The 18,741-nt window shown below is 29.3% G+C and carries 20 protein-coding genes; 9 read left to right on the plus strand and 11 right to left on the minus strand.

The features are described from left to right. Positions 1 to 21 precede the first annotated feature (21 nt). The 4 genes from porD to A5893_RS04070 are packed head-to-tail and all read right to left on the minus strand — an operon-like array spanning position 22 to position 3,326. Complete coding sequence (gene porD / locus A5893_RS04055) at positions 22 to 918, minus strand: type IX secretion system protein PorD (RefSeq protein ID WP_082911333.1); 897 nt, start codon at positions 916 to 918, stop codon at positions 22 to 24. Further along, positions 918 to 2,108, minus strand: a complete 1,191-nt coding sequence (coaBC, locus tag A5893_RS04060; RefSeq protein ID WP_068821447.1) for a bifunctional phosphopantothenoylcysteine decarboxylase/phosphopantothenate--cysteine ligase CoaBC — start codon at positions 2,106 to 2,108, stop codon at positions 918 to 920. The genes porD and coaBC overlap by 1 nt, the downstream gene beginning before the upstream one ends. A 26-nt stretch (positions 2,109 to 2,134) precedes the next feature. Next, positions 2,135 to 2,473: a DNA-directed RNA polymerase subunit omega gene (locus A5893_RS04065; RefSeq protein WP_068821249.1), complete on the minus strand. Its 339-nt coding sequence runs from the start codon at positions 2,471 to 2,473 to the stop codon at positions 2,135 to 2,137. Continuing rightward, entirely contained in the window at positions 2,460 to 3,326 is an 867-nt protein-coding gene (locus A5893_RS04070) for an outer membrane protein assembly factor BamD (protein WP_068821250.1), read from the minus strand. The genes A5893_RS04065 and A5893_RS04070 overlap by 14 nt, the downstream gene beginning before the upstream one ends. 348 nt (positions 3,327 to 3,674) lie before the next feature. Between A5893_RS04070 and A5893_RS04075 the strand changes: the two genes are divergently transcribed. Beyond that, positions 3,675 to 3,890: a DUF3820 family protein gene (locus A5893_RS04075; protein ID WP_068821448.1), complete on the plus strand. Its 216-nt coding sequence runs from the start codon at positions 3,675 to 3,677 to the stop codon at positions 3,888 to 3,890. Here the strand turns inward: A5893_RS04075 and A5893_RS04080 are convergent. Beyond that, positions 3,887 to 4,390, minus strand: a complete 504-nt coding sequence (locus tag A5893_RS04080) for a GtrA family protein (RefSeq protein ID WP_068821251.1) — start codon at positions 4,388 to 4,390, stop codon at positions 3,887 to 3,889. The two genes, A5893_RS04075 and A5893_RS04080, sit on opposite strands and share 4 nt — an antisense overlap. 47 nt (positions 4,391 to 4,437) lie before the next feature. Further along, positions 4,438 to 5,994, minus strand: coding sequence for a replicative DNA helicase (gene dnaB, locus A5893_RS04085; RefSeq protein WP_068821252.1), 1,557 nt, complete (start codon positions 5,992 to 5,994; stop codon positions 4,438 to 4,440). A gap of 272 nt (positions 5,995 to 6,266) precedes the next feature. Between dnaB and rlmB the strand changes: the two genes are divergently transcribed. Then, on the plus strand, positions 6,267 to 7,031 hold the full coding sequence (gene rlmB, locus A5893_RS04090) for a 23S rRNA (guanosine(2251)-2'-O)-methyltransferase RlmB (RefSeq protein WP_068821253.1): 765 nt from the start codon (positions 6,267 to 6,269) through the stop codon (positions 7,029 to 7,031). A 54-nt stretch (positions 7,032 to 7,085) separates the two neighbouring features. Here the strand turns inward: rlmB and A5893_RS04095 are convergent, their stop codons facing one another. Next, entirely contained in the window at positions 7,086 to 7,970 is an 885-nt protein-coding gene (locus A5893_RS04095) for a 1-aminocyclopropane-1-carboxylate deaminase/D-cysteine desulfhydrase (protein ID WP_198342253.1), read from the minus strand. A gap of 64 nt (positions 7,971 to 8,034) precedes the next feature. Then, positions 8,035 to 9,102 carry a DUF6588 family protein gene (locus A5893_RS04100; protein WP_068821254.1) on the minus strand — a complete coding sequence of 356 codons (1,068 nt, stop codon included), beginning with the start codon at positions 9,100 to 9,102 and terminating at the stop codon, positions 8,035 to 8,037. A 204-nt stretch (positions 9,103 to 9,306) separates the two neighbouring features. Here A5893_RS04100 and A5893_RS04105 point away from each other — a divergent pair, with 204 nt between their 5' ends. Together A5893_RS04105 and A5893_RS04110 are read left to right on the plus strand one after the other, a co-directional pair. Continuing rightward, complete coding sequence (locus tag A5893_RS04105; RefSeq protein ID WP_068821255.1) at positions 9,307 to 10,335, plus strand: RluA family pseudouridine synthase; 1,029 nt, start codon at positions 9,307 to 9,309, stop codon at positions 10,333 to 10,335. Between the two features lie 25 nt (positions 10,336 to 10,360). Continuing rightward, positions 10,361 to 11,206 carry an aminotransferase class IV gene (locus A5893_RS04110; protein ID WP_068821256.1) on the plus strand — a complete coding sequence of 282 codons (846 nt, stop codon included), beginning with the start codon at positions 10,361 to 10,363 and terminating at the stop codon, positions 11,204 to 11,206. 229 nt (positions 11,207 to 11,435) lie between these two features. Here the strand turns inward: A5893_RS04110 and fmt are convergent, their stop codons facing one another. After that, positions 11,436 to 12,353, minus strand: coding sequence for a methionyl-tRNA formyltransferase (gene fmt, locus A5893_RS04115; RefSeq protein WP_068821257.1), 918 nt, complete (start codon positions 12,351 to 12,353; stop codon positions 11,436 to 11,438). A gap of 164 nt (positions 12,354 to 12,517) precedes the next feature. Between fmt and A5893_RS04120 the strand changes: the two genes are divergently transcribed. The 3 genes from A5893_RS04120 to A5893_RS04130 all read left to right on the plus strand — a co-directional run bounded on the left by A5893_RS04120 (position 12,518) and on the right by A5893_RS04130 (position 15,274). Then, a complete protein-coding gene (locus tag A5893_RS04120; protein WP_068821258.1) occupies positions 12,518 to 13,360 on the plus strand; it encodes an energy transducer TonB in 843 nt (280 codons plus the stop codon). 80 nt (positions 13,361 to 13,440) lie between these two features. Then, on the plus strand, positions 13,441 to 14,283 hold the full coding sequence (locus A5893_RS04125) for a class I SAM-dependent methyltransferase (protein ID WP_157687409.1): 843 nt from the start codon (positions 13,441 to 13,443) through the stop codon (positions 14,281 to 14,283). A gap of 58 nt (positions 14,284 to 14,341) precedes the next feature. Further along, positions 14,342 to 15,274: a hypothetical protein gene (locus A5893_RS04130; RefSeq protein ID WP_198342254.1), complete on the plus strand. Its 933-nt coding sequence runs from the start codon at positions 14,342 to 14,344 to the stop codon at positions 15,272 to 15,274. Here A5893_RS04130 and A5893_RS04135 read toward each other — a convergent pair. Next, positions 15,261 to 16,085: a hypothetical protein gene (locus A5893_RS04135; protein WP_068821261.1), complete on the minus strand. Its 825-nt coding sequence runs from the start codon at positions 16,083 to 16,085 to the stop codon at positions 15,261 to 15,263. The two genes, A5893_RS04130 and A5893_RS04135, sit on opposite strands and share 14 nt — an antisense overlap. Continuing rightward, a complete protein-coding gene (locus A5893_RS04140; protein WP_157687413.1) occupies positions 16,078 to 16,623 on the minus strand; it encodes a hypothetical protein in 546 nt (181 codons plus the stop codon). Before A5893_RS04140 ends, A5893_RS04135 begins: the two co-directional genes overlap by 8 nt. A 240-nt stretch (positions 16,624 to 16,863) precedes the next feature. Here A5893_RS04140 and A5893_RS04145 point away from each other — a divergent pair, with 240 nt between their 5' ends. Continuing rightward, a complete protein-coding gene (locus tag A5893_RS04145) occupies positions 16,864 to 17,547 on the plus strand; it encodes an FkbM family methyltransferase (RefSeq protein WP_198342255.1) in 684 nt (227 codons plus the stop codon). A gap of 30 nt (positions 17,548 to 17,577) precedes the next feature. Further along, positions 17,578 to 18,741 carry a glycosyltransferase family 4 protein gene (locus tag A5893_RS04150; protein WP_068821264.1) on the plus strand — a complete coding sequence of 388 codons (1,164 nt, stop codon included), beginning with the start codon at positions 17,578 to 17,580 and terminating at the stop codon, positions 18,739 to 18,741.

Below are 18,741 nucleotides of genomic sequence, written 5' to 3' on the forward strand. Positions count from 1 at the left end.
TGATGAAAATTATTTTGGATTTTATTTTGCTGTTTTTAATTCCTCGTATTTAGAAGAATTTGCAGGATCAACTTCAACCATAGTATTATAAACTTTTGTTCTTTCTAATGGATCAGATTTCTTAAATATATCGATGATTTCATCCGCTTTAGCAGAGAAAAAGATATTATTTAATATAGAACCTTGTTTTTGTTTATCTAATTCAGTTAATTTTTCAATAGAAGTAGCAATATTTTTTTTTCCTTTATTTATATCATCACTCATTAAATCCAATCCTTGTCTATGGTAAGTATAAAGCACTTCTCTTAAAGGGATAAAGGTTTTATTCTGAAGATTTTCTGCAATCCAATATCTATTTCTGAGATTTTCAAAAGCTTTCCAGCCTCCAAATGGTGCGTTTTGAGCATTATTAAGAACAGTTTGCGCTTTAGTAAAATAATCTGTTCCGCCAAGTTTAGAAAAACTATCTGCATCTAAACCCACAATTATATAAGCGTAAAATGCCAATATCGAACTTAAATTATTTTGAAAATTTTGGTCAGAAAAATCTAAAGGTTGACCTTCTGTATAAGTAAATTCAAAGTTTTTATCCGTTACGCTTAAAAGCGTTGTATTGTACGAAGTGCCATAAACAGGGCGACTACTTATAATCTGCGCTTCACCTTTATAATTACTAGATCCGTCCCATTCTTTTAAATTAAAGACGATGTTACAATCAATCCTTTCTTGAGATTTAAGCTCGTTAACACTCCATTTTCTATTATTTAAAAATTCAGACATTGCTTGTTGCAAAGCTTCTATTGGTTTGTTGTTCGTGTTTTGTATCTGTGGTGATAAAATTTGAACCCTCGCATTTAAATCCTGGGCTTCAGCGTTTATCGTTAAACAAATGCAAATGAGTAATAAAAGCTTTTTAATCATATCAGGGAGATAATTTTGTTGCAAATATCTTTGGCAATTTCTTTTTTAGATTTTAGATTAAACGTTGTTTTATGTAAATCTTTATCTAATATGGTAATTTTATTGGTATCATGCTTAAAGCCTGCGCCTTCATCATTTAAAGAATTAAGAACTATAAAATCCAGATTTTTCTTCTTCAATTTTTCAGCTGCATTTTGTTCTTCGTTTTGAGTTTCTAATGCAAAACCTATCAAAATTTGATTTTTCTTTTTTTCTCCTAATGTTTTTAAAATATCCTGTGTTTTCGTTAAAGCTATTTCAAAAGTATCAGATTGTTTTTTAATTTTTTGTGATGAAACATTTATTGGTGTATAATCTGCAACAGCTGCACTCATAATAAAAATATCAACATCATCATAATATTTTAAGCAAGCATCTAACATCTCTTTTGCAGATGTAATTTCTATTTTTTTTATCGATTGATTAATTGATAAGCTAGTTGGGCCGCTCACCAAAATAACATCAGCTCCATTCTTTAAAAGCTCTTCTGCTAAAGCATAACCCATTTTCCCTGAGGAATGATTTCCTATAAATCTTACCGGATCAATTGCTTCATAAGTTGGTCCCGCTGTTATTAATACTTTCTTTCCTTTTAAAGGTGAATTTTCTTTTAATTGACGATCAATGAAAGCGATAATTTCTTCTGGTTCCGCTAGTCTTCCTTCTCCATTTAAACCACTGGCCAATTCTCCAGAATTCGGATTAATAACAATGTTCCCATAAGACTTTAAACTTTCAATATTTTTAATTGTGGTTGGATGTTTCCACATATCTAAATCCATTGCTGGCGCAATAAATACCGGGCATTTTGCAGATAAATAAATCGCTGATAACAAGTTATCGCACAAACCAATTGCAAATTTAGAGATTGTATTTGCAGTTGCGGGAGCAATTAAAATCAAATCTGCCCAAAGTGCTAATTCCACATGATTATTCCATTCGCCAGTTTCTGGATTAGAATAAGTGCTTAAAACTTGATTTTTAGAAAGGGTAGAAAGTGTAAGTGGTGTGATAAAAGAGGTAGCATCTTTTGTCATAACTACCTTAACGTTTGCACCAGCTTTTACAAATAACCTAACAATTTCTGCTGATTTATAACTTGAAATGCTGCCGCAAACGCCAAGAAGAATATTTTTTTCTTTAAGCATATCAACCATGCTCAAATATAGAACAATTACTTTTGTTCTTTAGCTGGATTTCTATGATAAACCTTACCGTGGGTAAATTCATCAATAGCAACTAATGAAGCTTTTGGCATTCTTTCGTAATGCTTAGAAATTTCAATTTGTTCTCTATTTTCAAAAATTTCCTCTAAATTATCATTAGAGCTAGCAAATTCTGCCAATTTACCATGCAACTCTTCTTTCATGTTTGCTGCAATTTGGTTAGCTCGTTTGCTTATAATTACTAAAGACTCATAAATGTTATCAGTAGTTATATCTAACTCTCTTAAATCTCTTGTAACTGTTGTACCAGAAACTGTTGGTTTTGCGATATCGTTATTGTTGCTCATCTTTTTTCTCAGTTTTAACTCCCGAATATAATTCTAATATTTTTTTTGTTTCTACTATTCCTTTTAATGCATCATCCTTAATATCTGTTGCTTCTTTTAGATAAGTGCTTTTTGGATATTTTTCTGCAAATCTTTCGTATTCTTCAATAGTCTCTTGATAACGTTCTTCCTGTTTAGTTTCAAGACTGTTTTCAGCATAAAGATATTGAGATTTGATGGTTAAAAACTCCATTTCTTCAGCATATTTAGTATCAGGAAAGTCTCTTGTAGAGTTTCTAAAAGCAATAACTGCAGATTGATAATCCCCTATATCTATAAATAATTTAGCGTTTTCATAAGATTTACGCTCTAATTTATCTCTTAAATCCAATATCAATTTACTGGCTTCTGCAACTCTATCACTTTTTGGATAAAGGTTAATAAACAACTGTAAAGATTCAATTGCTTTATAAGTATTGTCTTGATCTAAAGAGAAATTTGGAGAATCTAAATAGAAGCAATATGCTGCTAAAAACCTACATTCTTCAGCTTTTGGGCTACTTGGATAAGTATCAGCAAATGTTTTGAAATGGTATCTGGCGGATAAATAATCTTTAAGCTTATAATTTGTGTAAGCATAATAATAGTACAAATCTTCAGATTCTGACCTTCCACGATAGCGTTGTACCAAATCATCAAACAATATCAAAGCTTTAGCATAATCTTTATTATTATAAAGTTTTATGGCTTCTTGATACTTTCTACCGGTATCTGTACTTGTGCGTAATTTCTCAAATTTGCTTTTACAACCAGTAAAAACAATTGTAATTAATAGAATAAAGCTTAAAATAGTTAAGCTCTTGTTTTTAAACATCGGGCAAAGATAGGTTAATAAATAATAAGAGTCAATTTTTTATGATTAGCAAAATACTAAACTAGTTTTATTCTTTTATATGATTAATTAATTAACAATTTTTAACAGCTTTTGGTATTTCAGATATTAAATTTACCAATATTAAAATGAAGTTTTGCTAGGATAAGATAAACTTGATCAGTCTGATTTTTTGTGTATTCTATACTTTTAAATCTGATAAGAAAAAATTTGATTTGAGATTTAAATATTAATTTGGGCGTTTTTACGGGCTTTACACTATATCTTTCTCCGCCTAAAAAGGCGAAGAAAAGGATGCCGTTTCAATCCCTAACGCAAAGGATAAAATTTATGGATACTCAAATATTATTAGATTTAGTAAAAAACAGAATGCCTTTTGGTAAATATAAAGATAGATTGCTTTGCGATTTACCAGTTTCTTATTTAGAATGGTTTGCTAATAAAGGTTGGCCACCAGGTAAATTAGGACAACAATTAGCAACTATTTATGAAATCAAATTAAACGGATTAGAAGATTTATTAAAACCACTAAAAAAAAAGTGTTAATCTAATTTCTTTTTAAAAGTAAAATTTCTTTGAGAAAAGTAGCTAAAGAAAGTAACCAAGCCGAATGTTAATATATAAGATGGAGTTGGGTACCAGCCAAAATGGTCTACAAAAAGTTTCATAAATACATAATTGAGCAAGAAGCAAATTAGTACAATTGTAAAATATCTAAAAAGCTGAACTCTTTTTAAAAGATACGAACCTTCAAAAACCACAAAAGTATTAAGATAAAATCCTATTGGAAACGTAATTCCGAAAGCTACAAGAAAGGAAAAAATGTGGGAGCTTATGGCTAAATTAGGGATGATATGAACAACCTGTTTTTTTACTATCAAATTTTCAGTAATAGAAAATATAGCGAAATTTAAAACTGCATTTCCTCCTCCACAAACAGCATATCTAAAAGTTTGATGAGGCATTATCTTTCTAAAAAGCGGATAAAATGCATCAATTAATCCAAGAATTAGCTTTTTTAAAAAATAATGGGTTTTTTTAAACATCGCTGGCAAATATAGATGCTTTTGATATTCACATCAAATTTGTTTTATTAGAAAGGAGGTTCTTCCTCATCAGTATCCCAATTTTTAGGTTTCAGGGTAATACTTTCAAACTGAGAAGAAGGACCAAGACTAGAAAAAGGATCTGAAGCAGAATTTTCAGATGCGCTTATTCCACCAAAACCATCTTCTAAATCTGCAAATTTTACATATTTGCCGATAAACCTTAAAGGAACGGACCCAGTTTCCCCATTTCTATGTTTAGCGATAATTACTTCACCAATACCAGCAGTTGGGTTTCCGTTCTCATCCTGATCTAAACCATAATATTCTGGTCGGTATAAAAACAAAACCATATCTGCATCTTGTTCAATTGCTCCAGATTCCCTTAAATCGGATAACATGGGCTTTTTAGATCCACCCGGACGATTTTCAACAGCTCTACTTAACTGAGAAAGTGCAATTACTGGCACATTTAATTCTTTAGCAACTTGTTTCAAAGCTCTAGAAATGCTACTTATTTCCTGTTCACGATTTCCACTTCCACTTTTACCATCGGCTTTTCCCTGCATCAATTGCAAATAATCTATGATAATCATTTGAATATCGTATTGAGCTTTTAGCCTTCTACATTTTGCCCTAAATTCAAAAACGTTTAGTGCAGGAGTATCATCAATAATTAAAGGTGCTTCACTTAAACCTCCAATTTTGGAAGTCATTTTATGCCACTCCCAATCTTCTAATTGTCCCTTTCTGATTTTTTCTTGTTCAATTTCTGCCTCTCCAGAAATTAAACGATTGGTGAGTTGTACAGATGACATCTCCAAAGAAAAAACCACTACAGGTTTATTAAATTGTACCGCGGCATTTCTGGCACAAGTTAATACAAATGCAGTTTTACCCATCGCCGGACGAGCAGCTATAATGATTAAATCTGATTTTTGCCAACCATTTGTTACGCGGTCTAAGGCTGTAAAACCGGAAGGAACCCCAGTTAAAGTGTCTTCTTTTCCACGTAAAGATTCTAACATTTTTAGAGATTCCTTAATGATATCATCCATTTTACGAGAATCTCTTCTTAAATTATTTTGTGCTATATCGAAAAGGTTTTTTTCGGCATAATCCAATAATTCAAAAACATCGCTGGTATCCTCATAAGATTGATTGATGATATCGGTAGAAATTCTTATTAATTCTCGTTGGATAAATTTCTGAGAAATTATCCTTGCATGGTATTCTATATTGGCTGCAGAAGCTACTCTGTTTGTAAGTTCGGTAATGTAAAAAGCACCACCAATCATTTCTAAATCTCCCTGCTGCCTTAATTGTGCGGTAACAGTTAATATATCAACAGGCGAGGAAGCGGTAAATAAAATTTGTATAGATTCAAATATTTTTTGGTGAGCATCTTTGTAAAAAACTTCGGGTTTAAGAATATCTATAACCGTTGAAAGTGCATCTTTTTCTAACATTAATGCGCCTAAAACTGCTTCTTCTAAATCTAAAGCTTGAGGCGGAAGTTTACCTAAACCAGAAACTAAATTGGTAAGCCTACCTCTTTTTTCTTTTGGAAAAGCTACTTTGTTTGATTCTGATTCTAAACTCATAATCACAAAAATATACAAAATTTTACCACCATATTAAGTAGTTTTTAACACCGATTTTGTGTAGTTTAAACTAGACGTCAATTCCGATAAGTTATCAGTCTAATTATCAACAACAAATGTTAGTAACATCAATTATTCTTTACATAATAATTGTTTAAACTACATTAAAGCGGATGTTGATAAAATGAAGCCCTGTTAATAAACATTTTGTATTTGTTTTTTATAAATGTTCTATTAATAAGGTTATTAGATTTTGTTTAATTTCGCAACGTATGGAAAAAAGATTTCAAAGAGAGGAAAAAGATGTAAACCAAATGGTTTTTGGAATAAGAGCTGTGATAGAAGCCATTAGTTCTGGTAAAGATATTGAGTCATTGTTTTTACAAAAAGGCATTAGCGGAGAATTAATTTCTGAACTAAAAACGCTTTTACGTCAGTATGATATTCCATCGCAACAAGTCCCGATAGAAAAGTTAAATCGCATTACCCAAAAAAACCATCAAGGTGTTATTGCATTTATATCTCCAATTACTTATCAAAAAATAGAAGATTTAATTCCTCAAATTTTTGAAAAGGGAGAAGTACCTCTTATATTATTATTAGATGGGATCACAGATGTACGTAATTTCGGAGCAATTGCCCGTACTGCAGAATGCTGTGGAGCACATGCTATTGTTGTTCCTAAGAGAGGTTCGGCACAAATCAATCCCGACGCAGTAAAAACATCTGCTGGTGCGTTATATAAAATTCCGGTTTGCCGTCATGATAATCTATTAACGGTTTTGAGATTTTTAAAAGATAGCGGTATTCAGATTGTTGCCTGTACAGAAAAAACAGAAGATTTTATTTACAAACCCGATTTTACTGCTCCAACAGCAATTATTATGGGTGCAGAAGATGAAGGTATTTCCTTTGAATTGATGAGAAACTCTGATTACCTTACAAAAATACCAATGGTTGGCACAATTGAATCTTTAAATGTATCGGTATCTGCTGGAGTGATTTTGTATGAGGCGGTAAGGCAAAGGTTGGTTTAGTTTGTTAGTTTTTAGTTAGTTAGTTTTTAGTTAGTATTTGTTTATGATGTTCCATCAAATAAATTTATCCATCATTCCTAAAATACCGAATAATCCGCCTGTGTGTATCATTAAAACTTTATCATTTTTTTTAAAGTAGTTTTTAGAGGCTAAATCTTGGATGGCAAATAGCGTTTTAGATGTATAAACAGGGTCTATCAAAATTCCTGTTTGTTGGGTGAAATCCTTTATAAAATTTATGAGTTCAGGTTTGGTTTTAGCATAACCTCCAAAGTGATAATCTGTATGTAATTGATATTCAATTTTATGGATTAATAATTTGTCAATTTCTGTTTTTAAAAATTCCCCACCTTTTAATAAGGAAACAATATGAACCGTGGTTTTTAATTGTGATAAGGAAACTTGATTTATAATTCCTGCAGCTGTTGCTCCAGTACCAGCACTGCAAAAAATGTGGTCATAATTGTTTTTTAGTTCTGTAATAATTTCTCTACAACCTTTCTCGGCTTCAAAGCCAAAACCACCTTCTTCTAAAACATAAACTTCATTGTTATCATTAAAATTATTGCTTACAAGTTTTGCTTTATTTTTATAGTCCTCTCTTGAAACAAATATTAAATTCATCCCAAATAATCTGCACAAATTTAAAATAGGATTGTTTGCTTCTTCTCCTCTAACAAATGCAGATGTTTTAAAATTGAATTTTGCTCCCGCCGCAGCAGAAGCCAATAAATGGTTTGAATAGGCACCTCCATAAGTTACCAAATGCTTCTTATTAAGCTCCCTGGCTTTGATTAAATTGAATTTCAATTTGCGCCATTTATTGCCAGAAATAAAAGGATGAATTAAATCATCTCGTTTAAAGGAAAGACTTACAAAATCTGAAATTGGAGGGTAATTTATTTCTTCTTCAATGCTGTTAAACTTTAGCTCAATCATCTTAAAAATAAAAATCCTAGAACTTTTCAAATTCTAGGATATAAACAGTTAAAAAATTTAAAAATTATTTACCAATTCCAAACCCAATACCTCCAGAAACCGCTTGGTACTGACCTACAGAATATGAACCATATAATCTTAAAAAAGCCAAATGAAGCGAGAAACCAATGTTTCCTCTTAAGCCAGATATATCGTTTTGCTTTATATTTACAGGATCTGTAAAAGTAGAATATGTTGGTGCTGGTGGAACTACAGTTGCACCAGTTCTAACTATATAACTACCTAAAACTTTTAATTGAGTTTGAGATGAATTATAGCCAACAGAAACAAATGGAGTGAATATTGCCAATTTCTTTGATAAAACTGCATCTATAGTGTAGCCACTAAATTTAATATCTACTTTTTGATTAAGATCCTGACCTGAATTTCTATCATCTAATTGATCTGCTATTGGTAATTTATAACTGTATGTTAATTGATTATATCCAAATGCTAATGCAATATCAATTGGAATAATTTTCTCGGTTTTTCCAGGTAATAAATACTTAGTGATTTCATGTTTTATACCAAAACCTAAATTTTGAATGGCACCAAAACTACCCGTTTCTTTCCCAAATTGAGGAGTATATCTTAATGAAACATCCGTATTTTTAATAAGACCAACTGTAACTTGTACTTGAGGAGAAGGTGCGAACTTTATTCCACTTCCTTGTGGCAATTCAATAGTGGTAACTTCATTTCCATTATCATCTTTTACAGAAAGAATTGAACCTTTAGTATCATTACTTAAAAGTGTTGGAGATATAGGACTTCCTTTTGCTTGCATTGTAGATGATAAACCTAACTTGCTAATGTCAAAAGATTGATCTTCAGACGGTACAAAAGCTGCTGTACCTTGAATCCTAATATCAAATTTTCCTAAATTTTTAGCTTTGGCCGAGTTATACCAGGCACTATTCATCCCAAAACCAAATCCTTTAAATGCGGGCATAAAATAAGCTTGCGCTAACTTTGTCGCATCTGATGGAACGTTTTTTACTAAATTAGTGGTGTTTTGTGAATAGGTATAATTAAAAGAAATTAATAAAGAAGTTATTAGAATAACCTGTTTTTTTCTATTTAAAAAGTTCATGTTTATGAGATTACAATTTAATCTCTAAAGTAAATTTTTTTAATTAGAAAAGGGAAGAAATTTAATACAAACACAAATTTTTTGGTAAAGTCTCTCATGTATTATGGATTTAGAATATCATATATAGATACGTGGTTAATATCAAATATGATACCGATATATGATTATGATTATAAATAATTTAAAAGGTTTAATTTTGCAGCAATGGAAATTGACTTAGACATTCAAGAAAAAGAAGAAAATGATTTTTTTGAGCATTTTGCAATTACGGTTGATAAGGGACAATCACTTTTAAGAATTGATAAGTTTTTGATGCTGCGTATTGAAAACGCTTCCCGTAGTAAAATTCAAAATGCTATAGATGCTGAAAACGTATTGGTTAATGGTAAGGCGATAAAAGCAAGTTATAAAATCAAACCTTTAGATCAAATCAGTATTGTTTTATCACATCCGCCTCGTGATACTGAAGTTTATCCGCAAGATATTCCAATAAATATTATTTATGAAGATGATGATTTGCTTTTGGTGAACAAAGATGCAGGTATGGTTGTGCATCCGGGTTATGGAAATTGGGACGGCACATTAGTAAATGCCTTAGTTTTTCACTTTAAACAATTACCTCAACTACCAGGAAATGACGGTCGCCCTGGTTTGGTGCACCGTATAGATAAGGATACATCTGGCTTATTGCTCATCAGTAAAAACGAAAAAGCAATGACATTATTAGCCAAACAGTTTTATGATCATAGCATTACCAGAAAATATTTAGCCTTAGTTTGGGGAGATTTGCAAGATGATGGAACAGTTACAGGCTATATTGGTAGAAGTGTAAAGGATAGAAAAGTAATGGATGTTTATGATGATGAAGCAGATGGAAAATGGAGTGTTACCCATTACAAAGTTTTAGAAAGATTTAATTATGTCACTTTAATTTCTTGCGAATTAGAAACAGGTCGTACTCATCAAATAAGAGCTCATATGAAACATATCGGACATCCTTTATTTAATGATGCACCATACGGTGGCGATAAAATCAGGAAGGGGACCTTGTTTGCCAAGTACAAGCAATTTGTAGAAAACTGCTTTCAAATTATTCCAAGGCAAGCTTTACATGCCCAAACACTGGGATTTATACATCCTACAAAAAAGGAATTTGTAAATTTTGAATCAGAATTACCTAAAGACTTTATGGATGTTTTAGAAAAATGGAGAGCATATCTTAAAAATAATTAAGAAGAAAGTATAGCTTTGCAGCCTTATGTCAAAAAGCTTCATCAATATTAACGGAGAGATTTTAGATGCGGAGGATAAAATATTTAATATTTCTAATAGAGGATTTAAATATGGAGATGGGTTATTTGAATCTATGAGAATGTCTTCTGGCAAACTTAACTTTGCAAATCTTCATGCCGAAAGACTTCAAAATGGCATGAAAACTTTAAAATTAGAAGGTTATTCTACACTTGATACTTATTTTTTAAAGGATAAAGCAGAGGAACTTTGCAAAAGAAATAAAGTTGGTCCTAACGCAAGGTTAAGATTAAATGTTTATAGAGATGGAGGCGGATTGTATGCTCCATCCCAAAATAAGCATGGTTACACTTTAGAAGTTACTCTTTTAGATTCTCCCAATTACGAGATTAATGCAAAAGGTTTAATTATGGATATTTATCAGGATATCCAAAAACCTATAAATAAGCTGTCGAATTTAAAAACATGTAATGCTTTGCCTTATGTAATGGCCGGTATTTTTAAGGATCAGATGCGTTTAGATGAAGCTTTTATCCTTAATCAAAATGGTTTTTTGTGTGAAACCATTAGTGCAAATCTATTTTTAGTTTATAAAGGAATCATTTATACACCAGCTTTAAGCGAAGGCTGTATTGGCGGAGTAATGCGACAAGTTGTAATGGAACTTGCCAAAAAAAGCGATTTGCAAATAATTGAGGCACAAATAAATCCAGAGATTTTAGATGAAGTAGAAGAGGTTTTTATCACTAACGCTTCTAAAGGAATACAATGGGTGATGGGTTTTAACCGTAAACGATATTTTAATGAGGTATCTAGATTTTTGATGGATAAATTGAATAAAGAAAATAAGTAGGTTTTTAGTTTGTTAGGTTTTTAGTAGTTAGTTTGTTAGGTTTTAATTTGCCAGATATTGGTTGTTTTTAAATTATTTGGGCGTTTTAACACGCTTTCCGCTATATCTTTTTTTCTGAAATGAAAAAAAGGATACCGCTTCAATCGTTAACGCAAAAACAATAAAACTTATAGAAGACTTAAGAAGTTTCAAAAACTTCGTAAGTCTAGAAAAACTTAGAAATTAAATATCAATCTAATCTTATTCCCCTTAAAAAATCTTCAATTTCCATTTTCTTTTTTCCTTCTTGTTGGATTTCCTTCAAGCTTATAAATCCATTTTTAGATGCAAATTTTAAGTATGTTTTTCCATCGCTTAAATATGCACCAGCAGAAATTCCGGGATCAACATCTTCTTTTACAGCTTTAAAAACTTTCAAGCTTTTATCTAAAAATTGAGTAAAAGCAGTAGGGAAGGGGCTTAAACCCCTAATCATATTGTAAATGATTTCGTTATCCTGGTTCCAATTTATTTTGCAGTCATCTTTAAATATCTTTGGAGCGTGTTTTAGATTTTCCTCGTAAAAACTTTCTTGAGGAATTTCTTGGTAATCATTATTGTCTATCGCTTTAACAGTTTTTACCAATAATTCTGCTCCTTTTTCCATCAAAGCGTCATGTAAATCACCAGCAGTCATTTCCTCATCAATAGTAACTTTATCAGAAAATAAAATATCACCAGTATCAATTTCTTGTTTTAAGAAAAATGTAGTTACACCGCTTTCTTTTTCGCCATTTATAATTGCCCAATTAATTGGAGCAGCACCACGGTAATTTGGTAATAAAGAAGCATGTAGATTAATAGTTCCCTTTTTCGGCATATTCCAAACAATTTCTGGTAACATCCTAAAGGCGACTACGACTTGTAAATCGGCATTTAAAGATTTTAATTCTTTAATAAATTCAGGATTTTTTAATTTTTCTGGTTGTAAAACTTTCAGATTATTTTCAACTGCAAATTTCTTCACTGCAGATTCATTAATTTTTTGACCACGACCCGCAGGTTTATCCGGAGCGGTTACTACTCCCACAATATTAAAATTTGCATTTAATAATGCGGCTAAAGAAGCAACTGCAAATTCGGGCGTACCCATAAAAATAATCTTCATCATATAACTAGTTATAGTGCAAAGGATATAAAAAAAAAATGAAGTCGCAATTGAATGGCTAAAAGTCTATTTTAAAACTAAATAAATTAAAGTAACATAATTGTTACAAATTAATAATATTGAAAATTATTCATCGTTATAGCTAAAATTAAAATTCAATCTCTATGTTATTTAACCAAACTAATGTAAACAGGAAAGAGTGGCTCGATCTTGTTTTTGAAAACCGCAATCAATCTTATGGCGCTTATGTGCTAAGAAAAGAGTCGGGTAATTATTTATTAAAAGCTTTATTAATAGCGGTTTCATTATTAATATTAGCTTTTATTTCATCTGCGTTTACAGATAAACCGACTGTAAATACTAATCCTCCGATTTCTGGCCCTTTAAAACCAGAAATTATTAAAGAAGTTGAATTAATTAAAGATCCCGTTTTGAAGAAAGAAGCTGCCAAGAAAGTAGAAACCACTTCACAAAAAGTAGAAGATGTAAAAACAATAAATTACAGCGGGAATATAGTCCCTATTGATCAACCTAAAATTGACTTGCAGTTACCAAGCGAAAAAGATCTGAAAAACATCATCATTGGTAGCACAGAAAAAGAGGGCAAATTATCTACTGACGGTATAAATTCAACTGAAGGTACATCAAACGGAGGAACTGAAACAGGGGAAACTAATAACGGAGTGGAAATCTTTAATGCTAATTTAGTGGAAAGAATGCCCGAGTTTCCAGGAGGAATGGCTGCTTGGGGTAAGTTTTTAAATAAAAATCTCAATTATCCTTCAATAGCAAAAGATGCAAATGTAATGGGTAGAGTTATAGTTTCTTTTGTAGTAGAAAAAAATGGAGAAATAACTGATGTCAAAATTTTAAGAGGAATTGGTGCTGGATGTGATGAAGAAGCCATAAGAGTAATTAAAAAATCTCCATTATGGAAAGCCGGAATTCAAAATGGGAGAGCGGTTAGAGTAAGTTATGTAATGCCAATTGTTTTTAGGTTGGATTGATTTGTTTGAAAATATTGTTAATTTTAAAAGCCACTTACATTATTGTGAGTGGCTTTTTTATAGAAGTCATATTATTATTAATGAATAAAGAAACACACTGTCCTCTTTGTAATTCTAACCAGTTAAAATTTAATTTCATAGAGAATGGACATCATTTAGTATCATGTTTAAATTGTGATTTGCACTTTATAAATCCATATAAACAAAATGAAATTAATAGAAACCCATTGTCTTCTGAGCGACAAAACCAGTCAGAAGAATTAGCAGTTAAATATTATTTACCTTTTATCAGCAAGTATATTTCAAATCAAGATTCTGTTTTAGATATTGGCTGTGGCTGTGGTGTACTTTTAAAGAAATGTAAAGAGCTCGGAGTGAGAAATTTGACAGGTTTAGAGAACGACAAAGATAGGGCTGCCTTTGCAAAAAAGAACACGGAATGTAATATCATTGAGTCAGAAATAAACGACTCTGAAATAAAAGAGAAATTTTCTGTTATCACATTGATTAATGTGATTTCTCATTTACCAGATTTAAACGCATTTTTTATTAAAATAAATGAGATGCTTAATGAAAATGGAAAGCTAATTATTAAAACAGGGTTAATGAAAAATGGATTTGGAAAAAAAAACTGGTATGATTGGCAAATTCCAGAGCATATTCAGTTTTTAGGAGAACATACACCTGAATATTTTGCTAAATCATTTAATTTGAAATTAGTAGAGAAAATATTAATTCCATTATCTGAAGATTTATTTTCGATAGAATATTTGAAATCTCAAGGAAGATATAGAAATATCAATTTTATGAAATCTATTTTAGCAAGTTTACCAATAGCCGTTAAATTACTTAAATCATTTTACAATTTAAAAACGGGTAATAAATTGTTTACTACAATATTGGTTTTTGAAAAAGCGAAATAATTATAGAGCTAAAAAAATGGGTAACATCGTTTAAGGAATGTGGAGTAATATTGATAATATGGTTTGGGAAAAAGAGATTGCATCTCTTAAGCTACCTATATATTATGACTGCAATTTTATAGAATCAGTATCAAAAGTTTTTAACACAGAGATTCAATATTTCTTATTCATGAAGAAAAACAAAGCACTTGCATTGGGCGCTTTTCATGTTAAGAATAATAAAATAATTACTCCAGAAAGTTTCACTTTTACTGCTTTATGGTTTTCATCTCAATTATCCGATGTTTCTTATTTAGAAATTTCGGATAGTTTGATTAATATTTTTAAAAAAAAATATAGAGGTGCTACTTTAAGGTTAGAAACTAGAATAAATGATATAAGACCTTTTATTTGGGCTGATTTTAAAATTGAAAATAAATATACTTATATAAAAAAAGATGATTTAGCGCCCCATTATAGTGTGATTAAAAATCTATCAAAATTAGAAAACGATCATTATATTTTCAAAGTCGAAGAGATTGATGAAAAATCAACTCACATTAATTTAACATTTCTTAAAAAAACTATTTTTTCAAATAAACTAGTTGATTCCTATAAATTATTATTAATTGAGTGGGATAAAATAGGAGCTTTAAAAGCTTTTAGTATTTATAAACAAGCAGAATTAATATGTTCAAATATTGTTCTTATAGATAAAAATCAATTTAAGGTATATACTATTTTACTTAATAGTGTAACTATTGAAGAGAAATATGCACATACTTATTTATATAGTTCAATTATTAATTGGTGTAAAGAAAATGGAATTTCAGAAATAGATTTTTGTGGTGCAAACTTGCCTAGTGTTTCTAAGTTTAAATCTTACTTTAATTCAGAATTAAAGACTTATTTTATTGTAAAATATCACCCTTTAAGAAGTAATATATATAATACTAAAGAATCAATTGTTAAATTAATAAAAAAAATAATTACTCGATTTAGATATTCTTAGTGTAATATTTTAATAGGTCATCTCTCAATGGTAATAAGAATGCTAAAATTATGAAGTGGTTTGTAAAGGGTAAATCTAGTAACATATAATTAGAGAAATGAAATATTAAAAAAAGAATAAACAAAATATAATCAAATTTTTTTGTTAGAAAGCCTAAAATAAATCCCATTTCTAATAATGCAGCACCTAAATATAATAAGTATCCTAACTTATAATGGTATAGAAAAAAACTCATTAAATCGGTTTTAAGACTAGTGGGATTGTAAAGCATATAGTCAAGACATGACATTTTAATACTATCACTCATTTGATAAATATTAAAAATACCACCATTTACAATTTTTAATACTCCTGCTAAAAAATATAATCCACAGAAAAAATATCTTCCGAAATTAAAAACAACAGTAAATTTAAAATCATCTTTAAATATAAAGGGTAAGCATGGAAATAATATACCTATGGCAAACGGTTGATATGCTACAATTGAGAAATAAAGAAATTGATAGAGCCAGATACTAAAACAAAATATCTTTGGATAAAAAGTACTTTTGGTTTTTATAATAGAAAGGAAACTTGCTGAAAACAAGGAAAGCGTAATAATGGTCTTTAGTAAGTTACTAGAAAAAATGAAATCTTTCAGTCCAGATAATATAAACAACCAATAAGGAAAGTTTAAAATGGGGTAAATTATAGGCGGATTTGTATGTTGAAAAAGTAACTCTCCATTTAAAAACTTGTACACCAATAATATTAAGTAAAGGCTAAAAACAATTGTTTTAAGATCTGAACGATTTAATGTGATATTATTCATTAAATTTTTTATTTAGAATTAAAACCTTGTTTTTTTGAGTTGGCTTAAACTGATTATTAACTGTTAAATTAATTGAATAAATTTTTAAACTTGTAATTTTCATGCTAGTTTGGTTTTCTAAAAAGGATTTTAACCAACTAATAAAACCCGAGTCTAAATTATTGTAATGAAATATTTTTTCATAAATAATTTCAGGTAACTTATTTCCCACTTTACTTTTTAGTTTATCGTAGTATTTATCTTTATAATTATTGTTTTTTAAATAAATAAATCTGTTAATATTACTTCTAATCACATCACCTTCACCTTTAAGAAAAGAAAAGGTATTTAGTTCCTTTTCATTAATAATGAGCCTAAAGCTAGTCATATTAGATTCTTGAGGAAAAACATAAGAATACATAGAGTAAATGTAAAATGGAGTGATGGTTTGGCAGATAACAAATGCACTTATAAGAGTTCCTGAAATAAATAATAAGCAGAAGTAGTAGAAATTCTTCCAATTTATATATACTTGTTTCAAATAGGTTTTAAAATTCATTTTTCTCTTTAAACTTTGATTGAAATATTGATAAATTTATTTTATACCAAATAACGAAATATTTTGAAAATAAATTTGAATGATTTTTGGAAAAAGAATATTATAAATGGATTGAAAATTCTCTTTCAATTTTCAATATTTAAAAAAGCTTTTTTTTTCATTAAAGTATTGAACAAAAACACAGATTTATTTAATAATCAACACCAAGCGTATTTATTTAAGAATAAAATACATTTTAATTTGAACCTATATGATTGGATCCAATGTCAGCTGTTTTTTTTAAATAGATACGAAGACTTTGAATTAAACGTAGTTGAGGATATATTAGAAAAAGGAGATAATTGTATTGATATTGGAGCAAATTTCGGTTTATATAGTCTGTGTTGCGCATATATTGTTGGTAATAATGGAAAAGTGATTTCCTTTGAACCTTATTATGAAAATTACAAAGTACTTGAAACTAATTTAAAATTAAATAAGTTTACAAATGTTCAACTTGTTAAATTAGCTGTTTCAGATAAAAATTCTATTCTTAATCTGTATTATAATGGAAATATACAAAATTTAGGAATGGTTTCTTCCTATAATTTTGATGAAAGTGCACCTATAAAAGTATTTACTATAACTATAGATGAATTTCTTTTGATAAATAAAATTGAGTCGTTGAAATTTATAAAAATAGATATAGAAGGGGGAGAATATTTAGCTTTGAAGGGGATGATTAATACCTTAAAGGAGTTAAAACCTATTATTCAAATAGAAATTGACGATGAGATTTTAGCTAATACGCCCTATAAAAGTTCTGATATTCATAATTTTTTTAAAGAAAATAATTATGAATTATACATGCCTCAGCTAAAAAAACAAAAGAAATTACTAAGATTACCATATTCCAAAAATTATTATTTTAAAAGTAGAAGTTAATAAGTAATACATTAGTTTAAATTATTTTAAGTGTATAATATATTAATATTCCCAGGTTGGTTTCCTAGTAAAGAAAACCCATTAAATGCAATTTTCACCAAAAAGCATATCAATATAATATCTGTTTTAAACAATGTTACTGTTGTATATGCAGAAAAATCGACCAAGCAACAAAAAAAATATTTTATTGAGATAGATCATGAGAATGGCTATCCAATTTATACCTGTTATTATAAACCAAGCTCTAATTATTTTATTATATATAGAAAGACGGTTAATTTTTATAGAAGAATAAAAGCATTTCTTTTAGCACTAAAAAGTGCAAATAGGCCCTTAAATACTTTCGATTTTATACATATCCATGTAATTTCATTTGAATCTATTATACCTGTATTTTATAAATTTTTTAAAAAAATACCATATTTTGTTTCAGAGCACTCTACTAACTACATTAGAAAAACGTCAAAGTATTCTATCAATAATTTATTTAAAAAAATTATTTTCAGTAATAGCTTAGGAATAAGTGTTGTTTCTGAATCTTTAAAGAATGCTATACAAAAACTAAATATCCATCATTATAATTTTAGTGTTATTCAAAATTATGTTGACGAAAGTAAATTTGAATATAAGCCAAAGAATAATGACGTTATTAAATTTTTACATGTTTCTAGATTAGATGAGAAAGCTAAAAATGTAATAGGAATTTTAAATGCTTTTAATCAAATAATACATAAAAAAAGTAATAAAATAGAATTGCATATAATAGGAGGGGCTTTAAATGTAGTTTCAGAAGCCGAAATATATTCAAGAAACTTAGAGTCGAAAGGTAATATTTTTTTTCATGGATTAAAATTTGGAAACGAGATTTTAGAATATTATCAAGAGGCTGATATTCTAGTAATGTTTAGTAACTATGAAACACAAGGAGTTGTTGTAATGGAGGCCCTATTTTGTGGACTACCAGTTTTAGCTACTAATTTGCCTTGTTTAAAAGAATACTTACATGATAAAAATAGTTTACTTGTAAACCCTTTAAGTGAAAAACAATTAATAGAAGGGATGCAACTTTTTTTAGATAAAAAGTGGGAGATTTGGGATTCTGAAAAGATCGTAATTGATATTAAAAATAAGTTTTCATCAAAAACAATTGGAAATAGTTTTTTATCACTTTATAAAAATGGATTTATAAAATAA

Source organism: Pedobacter psychrophilus (assembly GCF_001652725.1).
In the GTDB taxonomy this organism is placed as follows: Bacteria; Bacteroidota; Bacteroidia; order Sphingobacteriales; family Sphingobacteriaceae; genus Pseudopedobacter; species Pseudopedobacter psychrophilus.